We start from the raw sequence: 22,452 nt of genomic DNA on the forward strand, positions 1-22,452 counted from the left end.
GGCATGCTGATTCCAGTGATTCTTTCCGGCGGTGCCGGGACTCGCTTGTGGCCGGTATCGCGCGAAGGTCATCCCAAGCCCTTCATGACCCTGCCCGACGGGCAGAGTCTGCTGGGCAAGACCTATCGGCGCGCGGCCACGTTGCTGGCCGGTAGCGGCGACATCGTTACCGTGACCAACCGCGACCACTACTTTCAAAGCAAGGATCACTTCCAGGCCGCCAGGCTGGATCGGCATCATGGACACTTCATCCTCGAACCCACCGGGCGCAACACCGCCCCGGCGATAGCCGTCGCGGCCCTGGCCGCGCAGGCCCGGCACGGCGACCAGGCGACCCTGGTGGTGATGCCGGCGGACCATCTGATCCGCAATGAAGAGGCGTTCAAAAACGCCGTCGCTCACGCCGCGCAGCTGGCCGAAACCGGGCATCTGGTCACCTTCGGCGTCACCCCGGACGCGCCGGAAACCGGCTTTGGCTATATCGAGTCAGGCTCCGCCCTCGACGATCGCGGCGCCGCCAGGGTCGCGCGCTTCGTGGAAAAACCCGATCTGAAGACCGCCCTGGGCTATCTCGAGAGCGGCCGTTTCCTGTGGAACTCGGGCATGTTCTGTTTCACCGTCGCCACGCTGCTGGCCGAGCTGCAACAGCACGCCCCCGAGCTGCTGGAACGGGCTCGCGCCTGCCTGGCCGCAAGCGCGCCGGTGGAAACCGGCCGCATCACCCAGCATGAGCTGTCAGCGGAGCATTTCGCCGAGATGCCGGACATTTCCATCGACTACGCGCTGATGGAGGTATCGGGCCAGGTTGCCGTGGTGCCGGCGCAGTTCGATTGGAGCGACATCGGCTCCTGGGGCGCCATCAGCGCCCTGGTGGACGCCGATGCCCAGGACAACCGCGCCAGCGGTGAAGCGCTGTTCATCGACAGCCACGGCAACTTCGTCCAGAGCGAAGGCCGCATGATCGCCACCGTGGGCGTCGACAACCTGATCGTGGTCGAGACCGCCGACGCCATCCTGGTGGCCCACGCGGACCGCGCCCAGGATGTGCGCCAGGTGGCCCGCCAGCTCAAGGACCGCAATCACGAATCCTACCGCCTGCACCGCACGGTCAGCCGGCCCTGGGGCAGCTACACCGTGCTGGAGGAAGGCCCGGGCTTCAAGATCAAGAAGATCGTGGTCAAGCCGGGGGCGGCGCTGTCGCTGCAGATGCACCACCATCGCAATGAACACTGGGTGGTGGTCAAGGGCACAGCCATGGTCACCAACAACGGCGACGGCTCGCATCTGGTCAACAGCAACGAATCCACCTTCATCGCCGCCGGGCACAAGCATCGGCTGGCCAATCCGGGAGTGATCGACCTGGTCATCATCGAAGTGCAGAGCGGCGAATACCTGGGCGAAGACGACATCGTGCGCTTCGAAGACCAATACGGCAGGACGGCCTGATGCTGCTCAATCTGTACCGCTCGCTGCGCGGCTATCGGGGCTTCATCCTTGGTAGCGTGCAGCGCGAGTTCCAGGCGCGCTATCGCAACTCGCTGTTCGGCGCCCTGTGGACCGTGCTCAATCCGCTGTCGATGATCGTCGTCTACACGGTGATCTTTTCCCAGGTGATGCGCGCCCGCCTGCCCGGCGTGGAAGACGGCCTGGCCTACAGCGTCTACCTGTGCGCCGGACTGCTGACCTGGGGCCTGTTTTCCGAGCTGACCCTGCGCAGCCAGAACATGTTCCTGGAAAACGCCAACCTGCTGAAGAAGATCAGCTTCCCGCGCATCTGCCTGCCGGTGATCGTGCTGCTCAACGCCGGCATCAACTTCGCGATCATCCTCGGCCTGTTCCTCGGCTTCCTGTTGATCACCGGGCGCTTGCCGGGCCTGGCGCTGCTGGCGCTGGTCCCGCTGCTGCTGTTGCAGGTGCTGTTCTGCGCCGGCCTGGGCATGATCCTCGGGGTGCTGAATGTGTTCTTCCGCGATGTCGCGCAGTTCTACGGCATCTTCCTGCAGTTCTGGTTCTGGCTCACACCCATCGTCTACCCCATCGGCATCCTGCCCGAGTCGATCCAGCGCCTGCTGGCGCTCAACCCGCTGACCGCGCTGATGCACAGCTACCAGAACCTGTTCCTGTACGACCAATGGCCACAGTGGAGTTCGCTGACACCGCTGCTGGTGATCAGCCTGTTGTTCTGCGCCATGGGGCTGCGGCTGTTCCGCCAGCGCGTCGGTGAAATGGTGGATGAGCTCTGATGGGACATATACGCGTCACCGGCCTGGGCAAGGCCTACAAGCAGTACCCGAACCGCTGGAGCCGGCTGTTCGAATGGCTGATTCCGTTTTCCGCGCCGCGCCATCAGTTGCACTGGGTGCTGCAGGGCGTCGATTTCGAGATCGAGCCGGGCCAGGCCGTGGGCATCGTCGGGGTCAACGGCGCCGGCAAGAGCACCCTGCTGAAGATGATCACCGGCACCACCCAGCCGACCTGCGGCGAGATCCGGCTGCAGGGCCGGGTCGCGGCGCTGCTGGAGCTGGGCATGGGCTTTCATCCGGACTTCACCGGACGCCAGAACGTGGTCATGGCCGGCCAGTTGCTGGGCATGCAGGTCGAGGAAATCGAAGCCCTGATGCCGGACATCGAAGCCTTCGCCGAAATCGGCGAGGCCATCGACCATCCGGTGCGCACCTATTCCAGCGGCATGCAGATGCGCCTGGCGTTCAGCGTAGCCACGGCGCGCCGCCCGGACATCCTGATCGTCGACGAGGCTCTATCGGTGGGCGATGCCTATTTCCAGCACAAGAGCTTCGAACGCATCCGCAGCTTCCGCCGTGCCGGCAGCACCCTGCTGATCGTTTCCCATGACCGCTCGGCGATCCAGTCGATCTGCGACACCGCGATCCTGCTGGAGCAGGGCCGCGTGGCCCTGCATGGCAAGCCGGAAGAAGTGATGGACTACTACAACGCCATGCTCGCCGAGCGCGAGGGCCAGACGGTGCGCCAGGAAATGCTGGCCAACGGTCAGGTGCGGACCATTTCCGGCACCGGCGAGGCCGGGATCCTCAGCGTGCACCTGCGCGACGAACGCGAGCGCTCGATCGAGGTGGCCGAAGTCGGCCAGCCGGTGGTGCTGGAAGTGCAGGTCGAGGTGCGCCAGGCCATCGAGCGGCTGGTACTGGGCTTCATGATCAAGGACCGCCTCGGCCAGCCCATGTATGGCATCAACACCCATCGCCAGGACCAGGCCCTGACCGACCTTCACGCCGGCGAACACGTCACCTTCCGCTTCGCCTTCACCATGGGTCTGGGCAAGGGCAACTACTCGGTGGCCCTGAGCCTGTCGCGGCTGGATTCGCACCTGGACCGCAACTTCGAGTGGCGCGACTACGGCCTGGTCTTCCATGTCATCAACAACCGCCAGGAAGATTTCGTCGGCTGCTCCTGGCTGCAGGCGCGGACCAGCATCGTCCGCGAGCCCCTGAAGTCCCCCGAACCGATGACCCAGCGAGTGGCGCCATGACCCGACTGTTGATCGAATGCACCTACGTGTTCGAACACCCTGAAACCAACTCGGGCATCCAGCGCGTGGTGCGCAACGTCATCCGTGAACTGCCGGCGGCCGACGCCTCGGCCGAGTGCATCCCGGTGGTCATGCTCAAAGACAAGCTCTATCGGGTCTTGAGCCTCAAGCCGTTGAAGGCCGAACGTTGGAACCTGATGGGGCTGCGGGTACGCCTGGAACAGATGGCCAACGTCTTCTGGGTACGCCACCGGGCCCTGGAGCGGCGTAAGCCTTTCACCTCGTACCTGCCACGCCGACTGCTCTATGTGGCTTGCCGCCTGACCGCCCTGGTCTGCTTCAGCATTCCGCTGCGATTGTGCAACCGGCTTTTGAATACTCGGCAGATCCCTCAACGCTGCATTCCCCTGCAGCATCAACCGGGCGACCAGCTGGTGTTGCTGGACTCCTCCTGGCACGCCGATTTTTTTCCCCTGGCCGAACAGCTCAAGCGCGACGGGGTAGGCATCGTCTCGGTGATCTACGACCTGATTCCGCTGACTCATCCCCAGTTCTGCGACGCCGGGCTGGTCCGGGTGTTCAACCACTGGTTCGACTGGATCGCCCGCACCGCCGACGGCTACATGGCGATTTCCGCGACCATCCGCGACCAGGTCCGCGAAGAGATGCTGCGCCGGGTGGGCGACGAGCAGGTGGCGCAACGCTGGTTCGACTTTTTCCACCTCGGCTCGGAACTGGATCTGTGCAGCGAAAACTCGCGGATCGACCCGGCGCTGACGCAGCTGTTCAAGAACCGTGCACCGGTGTTCCTGATGGTCAGCACCATCGAACCACGCAAGAACCATGGATACCTGATCGATGCCTTCGAGCGTGTCTGGGCTGCCGGGTCCCAGGCGCGCCTGTGCATTGCCGGGCGTATCGGCTGGAAATGCGAGGCACTGATCGAGCGGATTCGTCGTCATCCCGAACTGAACCGACGTCTGTTCATGTTCAACGCCCTGGACGACAACAGCCTGGAGTACGCCTATTCCAAGGCCACGGCCCTGGTATTCCCCTCCTATGTCGAAGGCTTCGGCCTGCCCCTGGTAGAGGCCATGCAGCGTGGCCTGCCGGCCATGGGCAGCGATATTCCGGTGTTTCGCGAAATCGGTGGGGAGTTCATGGCCTATTTCGATCTGAATGACTCGCAAAGCCTGGCCGACCTTGTCATCGAGCATGAAACCAGCGGCGTGTTTCCCGCCGCCCGCCATGTCGATGAATGGCGCTGGCTGGGCTGGCGCGAAGCCAGTGCGCAACTCGTCGAGCGTATTGCCTACCACCGCAACCATGCCCCTTCCGTCATGGAGACGCATGATGCGGATAGCCCTTAACGCCCGCATTCTCCAGGCCCCGCGGACCGGCATCGGCCAGTATGTGGCCGAACTGGTCTCGGCGCTGGTGGACGAACAGGATCTCGAACTATCGCTGTTCCATGGTTGGGGCTGGGGCCGCGAACTGCCTGCCGCCGCCATGCCGGGCTATTCCCGGCTGGCCCCCTGGCTACGACGGATCCCCGGAGCCTACCGGGCCCGACGCTGGCTGGAGCAGCAGCGCTTCAACGGCAGCCAGTCGCCAGCGGTCGACCTCTATCACGAGCCCAGCCTCTGGCCACTGGAATTCGACGGCCCGACCGTGATCACCCTGCATGACTTGACCCACCTGCATTACCCCTCCACCCAGCCGCCGGCACGCTTGAAGGAAATCGAGCGACGCCTTGGTGCAGGCGTAGAGCAGGCAAGGCTGATCCTGACCGATTCGCAGTTTGTCGCCGATGAGGCCCAGGACTATTTTGGCCTGCCCCGGGACCGCTTCGTGGTAGCCCCGCTGGGGGTCGCCGCGCGTTTCCATCCACGGGAGCATGCCGAGCTGGAACACAGCCTGGCCCCCCACGGCCTGCAACCTCGTGGCTATTTTCTCTGTGTCGGTACGCTTGAGCCCCGCAAGAACTTGTCGCAAGCCCTCGAAGCCCACGCACGGATGCCATCCACACTGCGTCAACGCTATCCATTGCTGATTATCGGTATGGCCGGCTGGGAACAAGGGCAGTTCAGCGAGGTGCTGCAAAAAGGCCTGGCCAGCGGCCATGTGCGCCTGCTCGGCTACTTGCCGGACGAACAGGTGGCGCAATGGGTGGCAGGGGCCAGGGCGCTGGTCTTTCCGTCACTGTATGAAGGTTTCGGCCTTCCGGTCCTGGAGGCCATGGCCAGCGGCACCCCCGTGGTGCTGACACGGCGCTCGGCGATGCCGGAAGTCGCGGGAGCGGCGGGCAATTATGTCGAGCCCGGCGACGTGGAAGGCTTATCCACTACCCTGCTACGCCTGATCGACGACGAGCCCCACTGGCAAACATGCCGCGAGGCTGGATTACAACAAGCCGGGCTTTTTTCCTGGAAGCACTGCGCGCAAATCACCGCGCGCACCTATCGCCAGGCCATGGGAGGCTGATATGCGCGTCTTGCACTTCTTCAAAACCTATCTGCCCGATTCGGTCGGCGGCATCGAACAGGTCATTTTTCAGCTATGCGAAAGCGGTGCCCTGCACGGCACCGACGGCCAGGTCCTGACCCTCAGTACCAACCCGCAACCCAGGGTGCTGAAGCTCGGCCACCATGAGGTACACCGCGCCAGGCTGGACATCCAGTTCGCCTCCACCGGCTTCTCCTACAGCGTGTTCAAGCAGTTTCGCGAGATGGCCGCCGAGGCCGACGTGGTCAATTACCACTTCCCCTGGCCGTTCATGGACGTGGTGCACTTCATGAGTGGCCTGGACAAGCCCTGCGTGGCCACCTACCACTCCGACATCATTCGCCAGCGCCACCTGCTCAAGCTGTACCGCCCCTTGATGAACCGCTTCCTGGGCAGCGTCGACCGGATCGTCGCCGCCTCGCCGAACTACCTGCACACCAGTGATGTGCTGCAACGCTTCCGGGACAAGACGCGGGTCATCCCCTATGGCCTGAACAAGGCCGGTTATCCACAGCCCGACAACGAACGCATGAATCACTGGCGCCAGCGCCTGGGCGAACGCTTCTTCCTGTTCGTCGGGGTGATGCGCTACTACAAGGGCCTGCACATCCTGCTCGACGCCCTCAAGGACGTGGATTATCCGGTGGTGATCGTCGGCGCCGGCCCGCTGGAGGCCGAACTGCATGCCCAGGCCGCGGCGCTGGGCCTGCGCAACCTGCATTTCCTCGGCCGCCTGGGGGACGAAGACAAGGTCGCCCTGCTGCAACTGAGCTATGCGATCGTCTTCCCTTCGCACCTGCGCTCCGAGGCATTCGGCATCTCCCTGCTCGAAGGCGCGATGTACGGCAAGCCGATGATCTCCAGCGAAATCGGCACCGGCACCAGCTACATCAATATCCATGGCGAAACCGGCCTGGTGGTGCCACCGAGCGATCCCCTGGCCTTCCGCGCCGCCATGCGCCAGCTCTGGGACAACCCCGGACAGGCCGCGCAGATGGGGCTCAAGGCCGAAGCCCGCTACCGGCAACTGTTCACCGCCGACGACATGGGCCGCAAATGGAACGAGCTGTACCACGAGCTGCTGGAGGAAAAGGCCCTGTCCTACGCCTGATCCTCCAAACGCCAATCTGTAGGAGCGAAGCTTGTTCGCGATACAGACACCGCGCGAGATCAGGTACGGCCCTTTCGCGGGCAAGCCTCGCTCCTACGTCTGATCCGTCAGGTGCCAACGCAGGGCCAGGGCAGCCGGGCGGCGCACCAGCTGTTCGACCTCGACGTGCCACAGGCGCTCGGCGCCGGGGAAAGTGGCGATGTGCGGGCCATCGAGAACCACTTCGGCACGGCCACTGAGCTGTAGCAGGTCGCCGCGGCTGAAGTCGATGAACAACAGGCCGGCGCGAGGGTTGAGCGAGAGATTGCCCAAGGTGTTGAAGTGCAGGTTGCCGGCGAAATCCGGAATGCTCAGCCGGTTGCCTTCGACCCGCACGAACCCCGTTGGGCCGCCCCGATGGGATACATCGACCCAATATCGGCCCTCCACCTCCACATAACTGGCGACAAAGAACGTATCGGCGGTGCGGATCATGGCCCGCGCTGCCGCGTCCAGGCCATCCAGGCGCTGCACGGGCCGATTCGCCGCCAGCGGCACCGACTGGAACTGGCGCAACTGGATATAACGCGGGCAATTGCCGAACGACTGCTCGACACCCAGCGCAAAGCCCTGCTCGTCCAGTTGCGTGATGCGCCCGTTGAGGCGGTTGCGCCGCCGGGTGTGTAGCTCGATGCCCAGCAGGCCGATGGCCGCGCCTGCCGCCACCTGCGCCGGATCCTCGGCGGCGGGCAGGCTGTCGAGCCGCAACACCCCGGGCGTGGGCGAGTGGGCAAAGCCCTCAGGCCCCTCCAGCACGCTGGCCCAGGGGTTGCCCTGGTTATCCACAGCCCCCAGCAGCATGAACGGCAGCTGCTGGAAAAACTGCCGGTGCTGATCGGGCATCTCGCTGCGGATCACCTTGCGTCCGAAACCTTCCATGCGTTCGGCGACGCCGACATGGCGCTGCAAGCGCTTTTCGCCCGCATGCCAGGGGGAATCGGTGTTCATGCTGCTCTCCCCTGCGTCGCCGACGCAGCGTTACGGGTTCAGGCGCTTTGCAGGCCTGCCGCCGTGCGCGGCATGCCGACGAAACCAGGCAAGGCTTCGATACGCGCCAGCCAAGCGCGCACCTGTGGATAATCCGCCAGCGACACGTTGCCTTCAGGGGCGTGGGCGATATAGCTGTAGCCGGCGATATCGGCGATGGTCGGTTCGTTGCCCGCCAGGTAAGAGCTGGCGGCCAGCTCCTGCTCGACCACCTTGAGCAGCGCATGGGAACGGGCGATGACTTCTTCGGCGTTATGCTGCGCGCCGAATACCGTGATCAGACGCGCCGCCGCCGGGCCGAAGGCAATCGGCCCCGCCGCTACCGACAGCCAGCGCTGGACCCGCGCCGCGCCCACCGGATCGCTGGGCAGCCAGCGACCCTGGCCATATTTCTGCGCCAGGTACACCAGGATCGCGTTGGAATCGGCCAGCACCACGCCCTGATCGTCGATCACCGGCACTTGGCCGAACGCATTCAACTTGAGGAACGCCGCTTGTTTGTGCTCGCCTTTCGCCAGATCGACGAAGATCAGCTCGAAAGGCAGCTCCAGCAGCGACAGCATCAGCTCGACGCGATGGGCATGACCGGAACGGGGAAAGTTGTAGAGCTTGATGGCTTGCATGGCAGACTCCGTCGGGCAAGGGTGCCGCTCACCTGAGCAGCACGAACGGCCATCATCTTCCCTCGCCCCTCGGAACAACAGAATCCCCAGAAAACACAATCCATCATTTCAGCCAGTGAAATGATCGCCCTAGGGTTGCAACGCCGGGTGCTCGCGCAGCGCCTGCACCGCAAAATCGACGAAACTGCGCACCCGCGCCGACGCCTTGCGCCCGCCCTGGTACACCACATGGATCGGCAACGGCGCCAGCTCGTATTCCGCCAGCACGATCTCCAGTTCTCCGGCCGCCACCTTGTCCGCCACCTGATACGACAGCACCCGGGTCAGCCCCAGCCCGCGGCAAGCGGCGTTGATCGCCGCCTGGTTGGCGGTGACCACCAGCCGTGGCTCCGCCCGCACGCTCAGGGGCGTGCCAGCGTCGTCGAACAGCCAGCTTTTCGACTGGCCGATCGAGGACGGCGCGATCACCGTCGCCTGGCGCAGTTCCTGGGGATGTCGCGGCCGGCCATGGCGAGCGAGAAACGCCGGAGCGGCACAGACCACCCGGCGCACCTCGCCGACGCGCATTGCGTGCTGGCCGCTGTCGGGCAACTCGCCGATACGCACCGCGACATCCACGCCCTCCTCGAGCATGTTCACCACCCGGTCGACCAACAGGGCGTTGATGCTGACCTCGGTAAAGCGCTGCAGGTAATCCACCATCAGCGGCGTGACGAACAACTCGCCGAACAACACCGGAGCGGTAATTGTCAGCGGCCCCCGCGGCAGGGCATGAATGCCGGCGGCCGAGGCCTCGGCGTCCTGCAACTCGGCGAGGATGCGCCGGCTGTCTTCCAGGTAACGCTGGCCGGCTTCCGTCAGCAGCACGTTACGCGTGGTGCGGGTCAGCAAGGGGGTGCCGATGCGCTGTTCCAGCGCCGCCACCGCGCGGGTCACGCTGGGCGCCGACAACCCCAGGCGCCGGGCCGCGGCAGCGAAGCCCTGCTCCTGGGCAACGCTGATGAACACCTGCATTTCCTGGAATCGGTCCACGGGCGCTGCTCCGGATCAACGAGGCCACAGCTTATCCGCATCCTGCCGCTCACCACAAAACGCAGGCGAACGGAAATCTCCAGCGAGGGCGAGGATAGGAGCAACTTGTGGATAAGTTGACGGTGGCCCGGACGGGGCGCACCGAGCCAGGTCATGGCTAGGGAAGGGAAAAACGCAAAGGCGGCACAAGGTTCGATAGCTGAAGATCGAACCTTGCGCCGCCTTGTGGATAACTTATTCCACCGTTACCGACTTCGCCAGGTTGCGCGGCTGGTCGACGTCAGTGCCCTTGAGCACCGCCACGTAGTACGACAGCAATTGCAGCGGCAGGGTATAGAGGATCGGCGAGAGGATGTCGTGGATGTGCGGCATGTGGATAACATGCGTGCCTTCGCCATTGGCCATGCCAGCCTTCTCGTCGGCGAACACGATCAGCTCGCCGCCACGGGCACGGACTTCCTGCAGGTTGGACTTGAGTTTCTCCAGCAGCTCGTTGTTCGGGGCCACGGTGACCACCGGCATATCGTTATCCACAAGCGCCAGCGGACCGTGCTTGAGCTCGCCGGCCGGGTAAGCCTCGGCGTGGATGTAAGAGATTTCCTTGAGCTTGAGCGCCCCTTCCATCGCTACCGGGAACTGCGCGCCACGGCCCAGGAACAGGGTGTGATGCTTCTCGGCGAACAGCTCGGCGATTTTTTCCACCGTGCTGTCCATCGCCAGGGCCTCGCCCAGGCGAGCCGGCAAGCGCCGCAATTCTTCCACCAGGGTGGCTTCGACATCCGCGCTCAAAGTGCCGCGCACCTGGCCCAGGGCCAACGTCAGCAGCAACAGGCCGACCAGCTGGGTGGTGAAGGCCTTGGTGGAAGCCACGCCGATCTCGCGACCGGCCTGGGTCAGCAGGGTCAGGTCGGATTCGCGCACCAGCGAGCTGATGCCGACGTTGCAGATCGCCAGGCTGGCGAGGAAACCCAACTCCTTGGCGTTACGCAGGGCGGCCAGGGTGTCGGCGGTTTCGCCGGACTGGGAAATGGTCACGAACAGGGTGTCGGGTTGCACAACCACCTTGCGGTAGCGGAACTCGCTGGCCACTTCGACTTGACACGGGATCCCGGCCAGTTCTTCGAGCCAGTAACGGGCAACCATGCCGGCGTGGTAGCTGGTGCCACAGGCGACGATCTGTACATTGCGCACCTTGGCGAACAGCTCGGCGGCTTGCGGGCCAAAGGCCTGGACCAGCACTTGGTTCGGGCTCAGGCGGCCTTCCAGGGTGCGTTGCACCACGGCAGGCTGCTCATGGATTTCCTTGAGCATGTAGTGGCGGAACTCGCCCTTCTCGGCCGCTTCGGCACCGTCGCGGTACTGCACGGTTTCACGCTCCACGGCTTTACCGTCGACATCCCAGATCTGCACGCTGTCGCGGCGGATTTCGGCGATATCGCCTTCTTCCAGGTACATGAAACGGTCGGTCACCTGACGCAGCGCCAGCTGGTCGGAAGCCAGGAAGTTTTCCCCCAGGCCCAGGCCGATCACCAGCGGGCTGCCGCTGCGGGCTGCGACCAGGCGGTCCGGCTGGCTGGTGCTGATCACGGCCAGGCCGTAGGCGCCATGCAGCTCCTTGACGGTAGCTTTCAGGGCGGCGGTCAGGTCGCCCAGGTCCTTGAGCTTGTGGTTCAGCAGGTGGGCGATGACTTCGGTGTCGGTGTCCGAGGTGAACACGTAGCCCAGGCCTTTGAGCTGCTCGCGCAGCACTTCATGGTTTTCGATGATGCCGTTGTGCACCACCGCCAGGTCGCCGGAGAAATGGGGGTGGGCATTGCGCTCGCAGGGCGCGCCGTGCGTGGCCCAACGGGTATGGGCAATGCCCAGGCGGCCAGCCAGCGGCTCGTCGGCCAGGGCCTGTTCCAGTTCGCTGACCTTGCCCGGACGGCGCATGCGCTCGAGCTTGCCGTCATGGGTGAAGACCGCCACGCCGGCGCTGTCATAACCGCGATATTCCAGACGCTTGAGGCCTTCGAGCAGGATGGCCGTGATATTCCGTTCAGCAACGGCGCCAACAATTCCACACATGGTTTCTCTCCTAGATGACTGCCGCGCAAATCAATGTGATACCGCGGGCCTGAATCTGGTCGCGGGCCTCTGCAGGCAGGCGATCATCGGTAATAAGGGTATGGACGCTGCTCCAGGGCAGCTCCAGGTTGGGAATCTTGCGGCCGATCTTGTCGGCCTCGACCATCACCACGACTTCCCGCGCCACTTCGGCCATCACCCGGCTCAAGCCGAGCAGCTCGTTGAAGGTGGTCGTTCCGCGCACCAGGTCGATGCCATCGGCGCCAATGAACAACTGGTCGAAATCATAGGAGCGCAGCACCTGTTCGGCGACCTGCCCCTGGAACGATTCAGAATGCGGGTCCCAGGTGCCGCCGGTCATCAACAGCACCGGCTCGTGTTCCAGTTCGCTCAGGGCATTGGCCACATTCAGTGAATTGGTCATCACCACCAGGCCCGGCTGCTGGCCGAGCTCGGGAATCATCGCCGCGGTGGTGCTGCCGCTGTCGATGATGATGCGGGCGTGTTCGCGGATGCGCGCAACCGCCGCGCGAGCGATGGCCTGCTTGTAGCGCGACACGGGCTGGCCGATATCGCTGACCAGTTCCTGGGGCATGGTGATGGCGCCACCGTAGCGGCGCAGCAGCAGGCCGTTGCTTTCCAGGGCTGCCAAGTCCTTACGAATCGTAACTTCGGAAGTTTCGAAACGCTTGGCCAGATCGTCCACGCTCACCTCGCCCAACTCATTGAGCAAGGCCAGGATGTTGTGACGACGCTGGGGAGTGTTGCGTTTCGACATGAGCACTTTAAGTTTCGATTCGAAAGATAACGGACGCAATCAAAACCTATCGCCGGAAATTCGTCAAGGCAGCGCAAGAAAAAAATCTATGGATAAAAGCATCGCGGGCAAGCCTCGCTCCTACAGGTATGAGCGAGGCTTGCCCGCGAAAGCTTCGAGAGCACCGGCCACTGCGTTGTGGATAACTCAGTTCTTGCTGATCTTCACCGGGCGCTTCCAGCCATCGATGTTCTTCTGCCGGGCACGGGCCACTGCCAGCTGGGCCTTTTCCACCGTCTGGTTGATGGTCGAACCCGCCGCCGTGGTTGCGCCGTCGTGGATATCCACAGGCGCCACCAGGGAGTTGTTGGAACCGATGAAGACATCCTCACCCAGCACCGTGCGATGCTTGTTGGCGCCATCGTAGTTGCAGGTGATGGTGCCGGCGCCGATATTGGTGCGGGCCCCGATATCGGCATCGCCCAGGTAAGTCAGGTGGCCAGCCTTGGCGCCCTCGCCCATATGGGCGTTTTTCAGCTCGACAAAGTTACCCACATGGGCGCGGGCTTCCAGTACGGTGCCCTGACGCAGGCGGGCGAACGGGCCGGCATCGCTGCCCTCACCCAGCACCGCGCCTTCGATATGGCTGTTGGCCTTGATCACCACGCCCTTGCGCAGGGTGCTGTCCTTGATCACGCAATTCGGACCGATCACCACGTCGTCCTCGATCACCACCCGGCCTTCGAGAATCACGTTGATGTCGATCAGGACGTCGCGGCCGACGCTGACTTCGCCGCGCACGTCGAAACGCGCGGGATCGCGCAGGGTCACGCCCTGGGCCATCAGGCGGCGCGCCGCACGCAACTGATAGTGGCGCTCCAGCTCGGCCAGCTGCTTGCGATCGTTGGCGCCCTGCACTTCCATGGCGTCGTGCGGTTGCTCGGTGGCCACCAGCAGACCGTCGCTGACGGCCATGGCAATCACGTCGGTCAGGTAGTACTCGCCCTGGGCATTGTTATTCGACAAGCGACTCATCCAGTCGCCCAGGCGATTGGCCGGCACCGCAAGAATGCCGGTATTGCCTTCGGTAATCGCCCGTTGCGCTTCGTTGGCGTCCTTCTGCTCGACGATGGCAGCCACCTTGCCCGCGGCGTCGCGCACGATGCGGCCATAACCGGTCGGGTCGGCCAGCTCTACGGTCAGCAGGCCCAACTGTTCCGGGCCGGCTTGCTTGAGCAGGCGTTGCAGGGTTTCCACTTCGATCAGCGGCACATCACCGTACAGAATCAGCACGGTATCGGCGGTGATGAAAGGGACGGCCTGGGCCACGGCATGGCCAGTGCCGAGCTGCTTGTCCTGCAGCACGAAATTAAGGTCGTCTGCCGCCAGGCGTTCGCGAACCGCGTCGGCGCCATGGCCGATGACCACATGAATGCGTTGTGGATCGAGTTGTCGCGCGCTGTGGATAACATGGCCAAGCATGGAGTTACCCGCCACCGGGTGCAGGACCTTGGGCAACGACGAGCGCATGCGGGTACCTTGACCGGCAGCGAGAATAACGATTTCAAGAGACATGACTGGCTACCAATCCTGGGTGGTCAGCGGATGTGACCAAGAGATGAATTGCAAAAAATAAAAAGGGTAGCCGAGGCTACCCTTTTTAATCAATCACGCGGAAATCCCGCGGCTTAGCCGCCGAATTTCTTGCGGATCTGCTGGACGGTGCGCAGCTGGGCTGCGGCCTCGGCCAGACGTGCAGCGGCAGAACCGTAGTCGAAATCTGCGCCTTTTTCATTCAGGGCCTTCTCAGCAGCCTTTACGGCTTCCTGAGCGGAGGCTTCGTCCAGGTCGGCAGCGCGCTGCACGGTGTCGGCAAGAACCTTGACCATGTTCGGCTGAACCTCGAGGAAACCACCGGAGATGTAGAACACCTCGGCTTCCCCGCCCTGCTTGATCAAGCGGATCGGACCTGGTTTCAGATTAGTGATCAGCGGCGCGTGACCCAGGGCGATACCAAGATCCCCAAGCTCGCCGTGTGCGATCACCATCTCGACCAGACCGGAGAAGATTTCCCCTTCCGCACTGACGATATCGCAATGGACTGTCATAGCCATCTGCTTGCCTCAACCTAAATTAGCGCCCGTTGCCGGGCGCCGGGATTACAGTTTCTTGGCTTTCTCGATCGCTTCTTCGATGCCGCCGACCATGTAGAACGCTTGTTCTGGCAGGTGGTCGTAGTCACCGTTGAGGATGCCTTTGAAGCCAGCGATGGTGTCTTTCAGGGAAACGTATTTGCCTGGAGAACCAGTGAAGACTTCAGCCACGAAGAACGGCTGCGACAGGAAGCGCTGGATCTTACGAGCGCGGGATACCAGTTGCTTGTCGGCTTCGGACAGTTCGTCCATACCCAGGATCGCAATGATGTCCTTCAGCTCTTTGTAACGCTGCAGCACGTACTGAACGCCGCGAGCGGTTTCGTAGTGCTCGTTGCCGATCACGTTCGGATCCAGCTGACGGGAAGTCGAGTCCAGTGGGTCGACCGCTGGGTAGATACCCAGGGAAGCGATGTCACGGGACAGTACGACGGTGGCGTCCAAGTGGGCGAAGGTGGTCGCTGGCGACGGGTCGGTCAGGTCGTCCGCAGGTACGTATACCGCCTGGATCGAGGTGATCGAGCCTTGCTTGGTCGAAGTGATACGTTCTTGCAGAACGCCCATCTCTTCGGCCAGGGTCGGCTGGTAACCTACTGCCGAAGGCATACGGCCCAGCAGTGCGGATACTTCGGTACCGGCCAGGGTGTAACGGTAGATGTTGTCGACGAACAACAGAACGTCGTTACCTTCGTCACGGAACTTCTCGGCCATGGTCAGGCCGGTCAGGGCTACGCGCAGACGGTTTCCCGGCGGCTCGTTCATCTGGCCGTAGACCAGTGCCACTTTGTCCAGAACGTTGGAGTCCTTCATCTCGTGGTAGAAGTCGTTACCCTCACGAGTACGCTCACCCACACCGGCGAACACGGAATAACCGCTGTGCTCGATGGCGATGTTACGGATCAGTTCCATCATGTTTACGGTCTTGCCCACACCGGCACCACCGAACAGACCGACTTTACCGCCCTTGGCGAACGGGCAGACCAGGTCGATAACCTTGATGCCGGTTTCCAGCAGGTCGTTGCCGCCTGCCTGTTCCGCGAAGGAAGGGGCGGCGCGGTGGATACCCCAGCGCTCTTCTTCGCCGATCGGGCCAGCTTCGTCGATCGGGTTGCCCAGTACGTCCATGATCCGGCCCAGGGTCGCTTTACCGACCGGTACGGAGATGGCTGCGCCAGTGTTGTTGACGTCCAGACCGCGCTTGAGGCCCTCGGTGGAGCCCATCGCAATGGTACGCACCACGCCGTCGCCCAGCTGCTGCTGAACTTCCAGAGTGGTTTCGGCGCCTTGAACCTTCAAGGCGTCGTAGATGCTCGGTACGCTGTCGCGTGGAAATTCCACGTCGATAACGGCGCCGATGATTTGAACGATACGTCCGCTACTCATAGCTGGATCCTCTGAATATTTGAACCGTTAAACCGCGGCAGCGCCGCCGACGATTTCCGAGATCTCTTGGGTGATCGCAGCCTGACGCGCCTTGTTGTAGATCAGCTGCAAATCGCTGATCAAATCACCGGCGTTGTCGGTAGCGTTCTTCATCGCGATCATCCGCGCAGCTTGTTCGGCCGCGTTGTTCTCGACCACCGCCTGGTAGACCTGCGACTCCACGTAGCGAACCATCAAGCCGTCGAGCAGCTCTTTGGCATCCGGTTCGTAGAGATAGTCCCAGTGGTGCTTGAGTTCTTGATCCGGGGTTGCCACCAGCGGAATCAACTGCTCCACCGTAGGCTGTTGCGTCATGGTGTTGATGAACTTGTTGGATACCACGGACAGGCGGTCAATCCGGCCATCCAGGTAGGCATCCAGCATCACCTTGACGCTGCCGATCAGATCATTGATCGACGGCTCTTCACCCAGGTGGCTGATTGCAGCGACGACGTTGCCGCCGAAGTTACGGAAGAAAGCCGCACCTTTGCTGCCAACCACGCACAGATCGATCTCGACGCCATTTTCGCGGTTTACCGCCATGTCCTTGACCAGAGCCTTGAACAGGTTGGTATTCAAACCACCGCACAGACCACGGTCACTGCTCACCACGATATAACCGACGCGCTTGATGGCGCGATCGATCATGAACGGGTGGCGATATTCCGGGTTGGCGTTGGCCAGATGACCAATAACCTGGCGGATGCGCTCCGCGTAAGGACGGCTAGCAGCCATGCGCATTTGTGCCTTGCGCATTTTGCTGACCGCCACTTTTTCCATGGCGCTGGTAATCTTTTGCGTGCTTTTGATGCTCGCAATCTTACTGCGAATCTCTTTTGCGCCTGCCATGTAACACCTATCAGGTTAGCAAGCGGGGACCTCGCGGCCCCCGCTGCGGCTTACCAGGTTTGGGTGGCCTTGAACTTCTCGATACCGGCTTTCAGGCCAGCGTCGATTTCGTCATTGAAGTCACCCTTCACGTTGATCTTCGCCATCAAATCGGCGTGATCGCGGTTGAAGTAAGCAATCAGCGCTTGTTCGAAGCTGCCGATCTTGGCGATTTCGACGTCAGTCAGGAACCCGCGCTCAGCGGCATACAGCGACAGCGACATGTCAGCGATGGACATCGGCGCGTATTGCTTCTGCTTCATCAGCTCGGTAACGCGCTGACCGTGTTCAAGTTGCTTGCGGGTCGCTTCGTCCAGGTCAGAAGCGAACTGGGCGAATGCCGCCAGTTCACGGTACTGAGCCAGGGCGGTACGGATACCACCGGACAGCTTCTTGATGATCTTGGTCTGAGCGGCACCACCTACACGGGATACCGAAACACCTGCGTTCACTGCCGGACGGATGCCGGAGTTGAACATGGCCGATTCCAGGAAGATCTGACCGTCGGTGATGGAAATCACGTTGGTCGGAACGAACGCGGAAACGTCGCCAGCCTGGGTTTCGATGATCGGCAGTGCGGTCAGGGAACCGGTCTTGCCAGTTACCGCGCCGTTGGTGAACTTCTCTACGTACTCTTCCGAAACGCGGGATGCGCGCTCCAGCAGACGGGAGTGGAGATAGAACACGTCGCCTGGGTAAGCTTCACGTCCTGGTGGACGGCGCAGCAGCAGGGAAATCTGGCGGTAAGCCACTGCTTGCTTGGACAGATCGTCATAAACGATCAGCGCGTCTTCACCGCGGTCGCGGAAGTATTCGCCCATGGTGCAACCGGCGTAAGGAGCCAGGAATTGCAGGGCAGCGGATTCGGAAGCACTGGCAGCCACGATGATGGTGTTGGCCAGGGCGCCGTTTTCTTCCAGCTTGCGAACCACGTTGGCGATGGTCGATTGCTTCTGACCCACTGCTACGTATACGCAGAAGATGCCGCTGTCTTTCTGGTTGATGATCGCGTCGATCGCCAGAGCGGTCTTACCGATCTGACGGTCACCGATGATCAGCTCACGCTGGCCACGGCCGACCGGGATCATGGCGTCGACAGCCTTGTAGCCAGTCTGTACAGGCTGGTCTACCGACTTACGCCAGATCACGCCTGGAGCAACTTTCTCGACCGCGTCGGTCTCGGTGTTGTTCAGCGGACCTTTACCGTCAACTGGGTTACCCAGTGCGTCGACGACGCGACCCAGCAGTTCCTTACCAACCGGAACCTGCAGGATGCGGCCAGTGCACTTGGCGCTCATGCCTTCGGCCAGAGTCGTGTAGGCGCCCAGTACCACGGCACCTACGGAGTCTTGCTCGAGGTTGAGTGCCATACCGTAGACACTGCCCGGAAACTCGATCATCTCGCCGTACATGACGTCGGCCAGACCGTGAATCCGCACGATACCGTCAGAAACGCTGACGACAGTGCCTTCGTTACGGGCTTGAGAGGTCACATCGAGCTTTTCGATGCGGCCCTTGATAATTTCACTTATTTCGGAAGGATTGAGTTGCTGCATTGCTCTGCTGCCCCTTCAAACTCAAGATTTCAATGCTTCGGCAAGTTTCGCGATTTTGCCGCGAATCGAGCCATCGATAACCAGGTCGCCGGCGCGGATGACGACACCACCAATCAGGGCAGCGTCCTCCGCAACTTGCAGGCGCACTTCCCGGTCGAGTCGTGCACTGAGAACCTTGGCGAGTTTGTCTTGCTGTTCTTGGTTCAACGCAAAAGCACTGGTGACTTCCACATCTACCGACTTCTCTTGCTCGGCCTTGTACAGGTCGAACAGAGCGGCGATCTCCGGCAGAAGCAGGAGACGGTCGTTTTCGGCAACGACGTGGATGAAATTCTGTGCCTTGGCATCGAACTTGTCGCCGCACACGTCGATAAACGTGGCGGCCTTGTCTGCGCTCGTCAGTCGCGGGGCCTTGAGCACGCGCCGCATGGTGTCGTCTTGCGACACCGCTGCAGCCAGGCCGAGCATGGCTGACCAAGAGGCCAGCTGCTGGTGGGCCTGAGCGTGCTCGAAGGCCGCCTTAGCGTAAGGTCGGGCCAACGTGGTCAGTTCTGCCATGATCGCCCTCGCTTAAATTTCAGCAGCCAGTTTGTTAACCAGCTCCGCGTGCGCGTTTTGATCGATTGTGGCGCCCAGGATCTTCTCGGCGCCGCCAACGGCCAGCACACCCAGTTGGGCACGCAGCGCGTCTTTGACACTGTTCAGTTCCTGCTCGATCTCGGCCTGAGCCTGGACCTTCACACGGTCAGCGTCGACACGGGCTTTTTCAACAGCCTCTTCGACGATCTGGTTACCGCGTTTCTTGGCTTGCTCAATGATTTCGGCTGCCTGAGCTTTCGCTTCGCGCAGTTGCTGACCCGCTTTCTCTTGGGCCAGTTCCAGGTCGCGAGCTGCTCGGTTGGCAGCGTCCAGTCCATCCGCGATCTTCTTCTGACGTTCGTGCAAAGCCGCGATGACCGGAGGCCACACGAACTTCATGCAAAACAGTACAAAAATGAAGAACGCAACGGACTGGCCAATCAGGGTTGCATTAATGTTCACGCCAACACCTCGCTCGTTCGTTGTCCATCACACCAATCAACTCGAATACTCGAGTGATTAGCCAGCGAGTTGACCAACGAAGGGGTTCGCGAAGGTGAAGAACAGAGCGATACCAACGCCGATCATGGTTACGGCGTCGAGCAGGCCGGCAACGATGAACATTTTAACTTGCAGCATTGGAACCATTTCTGGCTGACGCGCAGCGCCTTCCAGGAACTTGCCGCCCAGCAGGCCGAAACCAATGGCAGTACCCAGAGCACCCAGGCCGATCAACAGTGCAACAGCGATAGCGGTTAGACCAACTACAGTTTCCATCTTTCCTCCCGACTTTTACGTCGTATGGTTTAGGTTTTTTAGATTAAAGCGGTAAAACAAATCGTTTCATCGTGCCCTAGACGGGCCCCCTCCCGTTTGATCGGGAGGGACATCAGACTGGTCGAGACCGGTCTTAATGGTTCTCTTCGTGCGCCATCGACAGGTAGACGATGGTCAGCATCATGAAGATAAACGCTTGCAGGGTGATGATCAGGATGTGGAATACAGCCCACGCCCATTGCAGCACCACGCCCAGGCCGCTGAGCCAGAGCAGGCCGCTGCCGAACATCACGGCGATCAGGATGAACACCAGTTCGCCAGCGTACATGTTGCCGAACAGACGCAGTGCCAGGGAGATTGGCTTGGCCACCAGCGTCACGAATTCAAGCAGGAAGTTCACCGGAATCAGCAGGGCCTGAACGAAGATGTTCTTGCTGCCGAACGGGTGCAGGGTCAGTTCGCCGATGAAACCGCCGATGCCCTTGACCTTGATGCTGTAGAAAATGATCAGCGCGAACACCGAGAAGGCCATGGCCAGGGTCGCGTTCGGGTCGGTAGTCGATACGGCACGGAAAGGAATGTGCTGATCGCCGGAGATCAGGATGGCCAGCTGAGGAATCCAGTCGACCGGGATCAGGTCGATGGCGTTCATCAGGAACACCCAGACGAAGATGGTCAGTGCCAGCGGTGCGATCACCGGGCTACGGCCATGGAAGCTGTCTTTCACGCTGCCATCGACGAATTGGACCAGTACTTCGACGAAGTTCTGCAATGCACCTGGTTGACCGGAAGTTGCCTTCTTGGCCGCCATGCGGAAAAGAAGAACGAAGATCAGACCCAACGCCACAGACCAGCCGAGGGTATCGACGTGGAATGCCCAGAAACCCATTTCTTTGGCTTCTGCTGCGGAGTGGGCAAAGCCCCAGCCGCCATTAGGTAGCTGACCGAAGGTCAGGTTCTGCAAGTGGTGCTGGATATAGCCCGAAGCGGTTGTTTCTGCCATGGTTGCCTCAAACGCCCTAAGGTCTCGAAAGTCTTGTTCTCATAAGCAGGGGAGCGAACCAGCTGACCAGTTGGGTCAGCACGAAGACGCCGAATACAGCTAGCGGCGCCAATGGCTTCACACCTGCGAACGTCAATGCAAAGAGCACTGCCGTCAAAATCAGTTTGCCCGCCTCGCCGGCATAAAAAGACCGGACGATGGCTTGAGCTGCTCGGGCGCCGGAAAACCGAAATGCCCTGTGAGCGAAATACACATTGGGAAGCAAGGCTATCAGTCCCCCGCAAAGGCCTGAATATCCGGCTACGACTCCATGCCATTGCCAGAGCGCCAAGGCGGCCAGCAATAAAACGACCAATTGAGCCAATAAAACCGGGAAAACCGCCAAGCGATGGAACGGCAAGCGGTTTGGCGTGCGGGTTTCCATCACTCTTGCTCCTCATGGGTCGGCTGCCAGAATTCAATAACTTGGCATAATTTGTGCCGACAAAATGCGCGCAGAGTATAGGGGCGGTTCAGCCCCTATTCAACTGCCGGGTAGTGATTTCCGACTGCGCGCTACATAAGGAAATGTTTCAGCGGATGTGTGCGAGAACGCCTTGAAGCTCATCCAGGGAGTTATACCCAATGACCAACTGACCTTTCCCTTTCTTCCCGTGACGAATCTGCACCGCAGAGCCTAGGCGCTCGGCCAGGCGCTGTTCCAGTCGGGCGATGTCCGGGTCGGGTTTGACCGGTTCGGCAGGCTGCTGCTTGCCGCTCAACCACTGGCGAACCAGGGCTTCGGTCTGGCGCACGGTGAGACCTCGTGCGACAACGTGTCGCGCCCCTTCAACCTGTTGATTTTCCGGCAAACCGAGCAAAGCACGGGCATGCCCCATTTCCAGGTCGCCGTGGGACAGCATGGTCTTGATCACTTCAGGCAAAGCGATCAGGCGCAGCAAGTTGGCTACCGTGACCCGGGACTTGCCCACAGCCTCGGCAACCTGCTGCTGAGTCAGCTGGAATTCCTGCTGCAGGCGCTGCAGGGCAATCGCTTCCTCGATGGGATTGAGATCTTCGCGCTGGATATTCTCGATCAGCGCCATGGCGATGGCGGTTTCATCCGGCACATCGCGGACCATCGCCGGGATGGTTTCCTGGCCCGCCTGCTGGCTGGCGCGCCAGCGCCGCTCGCCGGCGATGATTTCGTAACGCCCGGAGCCGATCGGACGCACCACGATCGGCTGCATCACGCCCTGGGTCCTGATCGAGCTCGCCAGTTCTTCCAGCGCCTGCGGATCCATGTCCCGGCGCGGCTGGTACTTGCCACGCTGGATCAGGTCCAGCGGCAGGTGCTGCAGTTCCCGCGCATCGGCTTGAACCGCTTGTTCTTCCAGCGCGCTGACAGTCGGACCACTCAACAGTGCATCCAGTCCACGTCCGAGACCTCGTTTCTTGACGGCCAT

The 22,452-nt window shown here is 61.7% G+C and carries 21 protein-coding genes and 1 pseudogene; 6 read left to right on the forward strand and 16 right to left on the reverse strand.

Features of this window, described 5'->3' with window-relative positions; translation table 11 throughout:
* The first annotated feature begins 3 nt into the window (after positions 1-3).
* From TO66_RS31515 to TO66_RS31540, 6 genes are read left to right on the forward strand one after another with little or no spacing between them, the layout of a single operon-like run.
* On the forward strand, positions 4-1,446 hold the full coding sequence (locus TO66_RS31515) for a mannose-1-phosphate guanylyltransferase/mannose-6-phosphate isomerase (protein ID WP_044465885.1): 1,443 nt from the start codon (positions 4-6) through the stop codon (positions 1,444-1,446).
* Entirely contained in the window at positions 1,446-2,243 is a 798-nt protein-coding gene (locus tag TO66_RS31520) for an ABC transporter permease (RefSeq protein WP_044465886.1), read from the forward strand. Before TO66_RS31515 ends, TO66_RS31520 begins: the two co-directional genes overlap by 1 nt.
* On the forward strand, positions 2,243-3,508 hold the full coding sequence (locus tag TO66_RS31525; RefSeq protein ID WP_044465887.1) for an ABC transporter ATP-binding protein: 1,266 nt from the start codon (positions 2,243-2,245) through the stop codon (positions 3,506-3,508). Before TO66_RS31520 ends, TO66_RS31525 begins: the two co-directional genes overlap by 1 nt.
* A complete protein-coding gene (locus TO66_RS31530; protein WP_044465888.1) occupies positions 3,505-4,878 on the forward strand; it encodes a glycosyltransferase family 1 protein in 1,374 nt (457 codons plus the stop codon). Before TO66_RS31525 ends, TO66_RS31530 begins: the two co-directional genes overlap by 4 nt.
* On the forward strand, positions 4,862-5,992 hold the full coding sequence (locus TO66_RS31535) for a glycosyltransferase family 1 protein (protein ID WP_044465889.1): 1,131 nt from the start codon (positions 4,862-4,864) through the stop codon (positions 5,990-5,992). The genes TO66_RS31530 and TO66_RS31535 overlap by 17 nt, the downstream gene beginning before the upstream one ends.
* Before the next feature lies 1 nt (position 5,993).
* Positions 5,994-7,124: a glycosyltransferase family 4 protein gene (locus TO66_RS31540; RefSeq protein WP_044465890.1), complete on the forward strand. Its 1,131-nt coding sequence runs from the start codon at positions 5,994-5,996 to the stop codon at positions 7,122-7,124.
* 114 nt (positions 7,125-7,238) lie between these two features.
* On the opposite strand, the pseudogene TO66_RS31545 reads toward TO66_RS31540, so the two are convergent.
* From TO66_RS31545 to TO66_RS31620, 16 genes and pseudogenes are all read right to left on the reverse strand, one after another.
* A pseudogene (locus TO66_RS31545) lies at positions 7,239-8,111 on the reverse strand (pyridoxamine 5'-phosphate oxidase family protein); the annotation flags it as partial.
* 38 nt (positions 8,112-8,149) lie between these two features.
* Entirely contained in the window at positions 8,150-8,773 is a 624-nt protein-coding gene (locus TO66_RS31550; protein ID WP_044465892.1) for a glutathione S-transferase family protein, read from the reverse strand.
* A gap of 129 nt (positions 8,774-8,902) precedes the next feature.
* A complete protein-coding gene (locus TO66_RS31555; protein WP_044465893.1) occupies positions 8,903-9,805 on the reverse strand; it encodes a LysR family transcriptional regulator in 903 nt (300 codons plus the stop codon).
* Positions 9,806-10,039: 234 nt separating this feature from the next.
* Positions 10,040-11,872, reverse strand: coding sequence for a glutamine--fructose-6-phosphate transaminase (isomerizing) (gene glmS / locus TO66_RS31560; RefSeq protein WP_044465894.1), 1,833 nt, complete (start codon positions 11,870-11,872; stop codon positions 10,040-10,042).
* Positions 11,873-11,882: 10 nt separating this feature from the next.
* Positions 11,883-12,650: a DeoR/GlpR family DNA-binding transcription regulator gene (locus tag TO66_RS31565; RefSeq protein WP_044465895.1), complete on the reverse strand. Its 768-nt coding sequence runs from the start codon at positions 12,648-12,650 to the stop codon at positions 11,883-11,885.
* Positions 12,651-12,836: 186 nt separating this feature from the next.
* A complete protein-coding gene (glmU, locus tag TO66_RS31570; protein WP_044465896.1) occupies positions 12,837-14,204 on the reverse strand; it encodes a bifunctional UDP-N-acetylglucosamine diphosphorylase/glucosamine-1-phosphate N-acetyltransferase GlmU in 1,368 nt (455 codons plus the stop codon).
* 113 nt (positions 14,205-14,317) lie between these two features.
* Complete coding sequence (locus tag TO66_RS31575) at positions 14,318-14,743, reverse strand: F0F1 ATP synthase subunit epsilon (protein WP_009041460.1); 426 nt, start codon at positions 14,741-14,743, stop codon at positions 14,318-14,320.
* Positions 14,744-14,788: 45 nt separating this feature from the next.
* Positions 14,789-16,165: a F0F1 ATP synthase subunit beta gene (gene atpD / locus TO66_RS31580; RefSeq protein WP_044465897.1), complete on the reverse strand. Its 1,377-nt coding sequence runs from the start codon at positions 16,163-16,165 to the stop codon at positions 14,789-14,791.
* 27 nt (positions 16,166-16,192) lie between these two features.
* On the reverse strand, positions 16,193-17,053 hold the full coding sequence (gene atpG, locus TO66_RS31585; protein ID WP_007924507.1) for a F0F1 ATP synthase subunit gamma: 861 nt from the start codon (positions 17,051-17,053) through the stop codon (positions 16,193-16,195).
* Positions 17,054-17,103: 50 nt separating this feature from the next.
* Positions 17,104-18,648, reverse strand: a complete 1,545-nt coding sequence (gene atpA, locus TO66_RS31590) for a F0F1 ATP synthase subunit alpha (protein WP_044465898.1) — start codon at positions 18,646-18,648, stop codon at positions 17,104-17,106.
* A 21-nt stretch (positions 18,649-18,669) separates the two neighbouring features.
* On the reverse strand, positions 18,670-19,206 hold the full coding sequence (locus tag TO66_RS31595; RefSeq protein WP_007924505.1) for a F0F1 ATP synthase subunit delta: 537 nt from the start codon (positions 19,204-19,206) through the stop codon (positions 18,670-18,672).
* 12 nt (positions 19,207-19,218) lie between these two features.
* The gene (locus TO66_RS31600; RefSeq protein WP_044465899.1) at positions 19,219-19,689 is read right to left on the reverse strand and encodes a F0F1 ATP synthase subunit B; all 471 of its coding nucleotides are present in this window, start codon (positions 19,687-19,689) and stop codon (positions 19,219-19,221) included.
* A gap of 57 nt (positions 19,690-19,746) precedes the next feature.
* The gene (atpE, locus tag TO66_RS33105; RefSeq protein WP_002555987.1) at positions 19,747-20,004 is read right to left on the reverse strand and encodes a F0F1 ATP synthase subunit C; all 258 of its coding nucleotides are present in this window, start codon (positions 20,002-20,004) and stop codon (positions 19,747-19,749) included.
* Positions 20,005-20,137: 133 nt separating this feature from the next.
* Positions 20,138-21,007, reverse strand: coding sequence for a F0F1 ATP synthase subunit A (atpB, locus tag TO66_RS31610; RefSeq protein WP_044465901.1), 870 nt, complete (start codon positions 21,005-21,007; stop codon positions 20,138-20,140).
* 16 nt (positions 21,008-21,023) lie between these two features.
* Positions 21,024-21,431, reverse strand: coding sequence for a F0F1 ATP synthase subunit I (locus TO66_RS31615; protein ID WP_016703952.1), 408 nt, complete (start codon positions 21,429-21,431; stop codon positions 21,024-21,026).
* A 148-nt stretch (positions 21,432-21,579) separates the two neighbouring features.
* Complete coding sequence (locus TO66_RS31620; RefSeq protein ID WP_044465902.1) at positions 21,580-22,452, reverse strand: ParB/RepB/Spo0J family partition protein; 873 nt, start codon at positions 22,450-22,452, stop codon at positions 21,580-21,582.

Source organism: Pseudomonas sp. MRSN 12121 (assembly GCF_000931465.1).
Lineage (GTDB): Bacteria > Pseudomonadota > Gammaproteobacteria > Pseudomonadales > Pseudomonadaceae > Aquipseudomonas.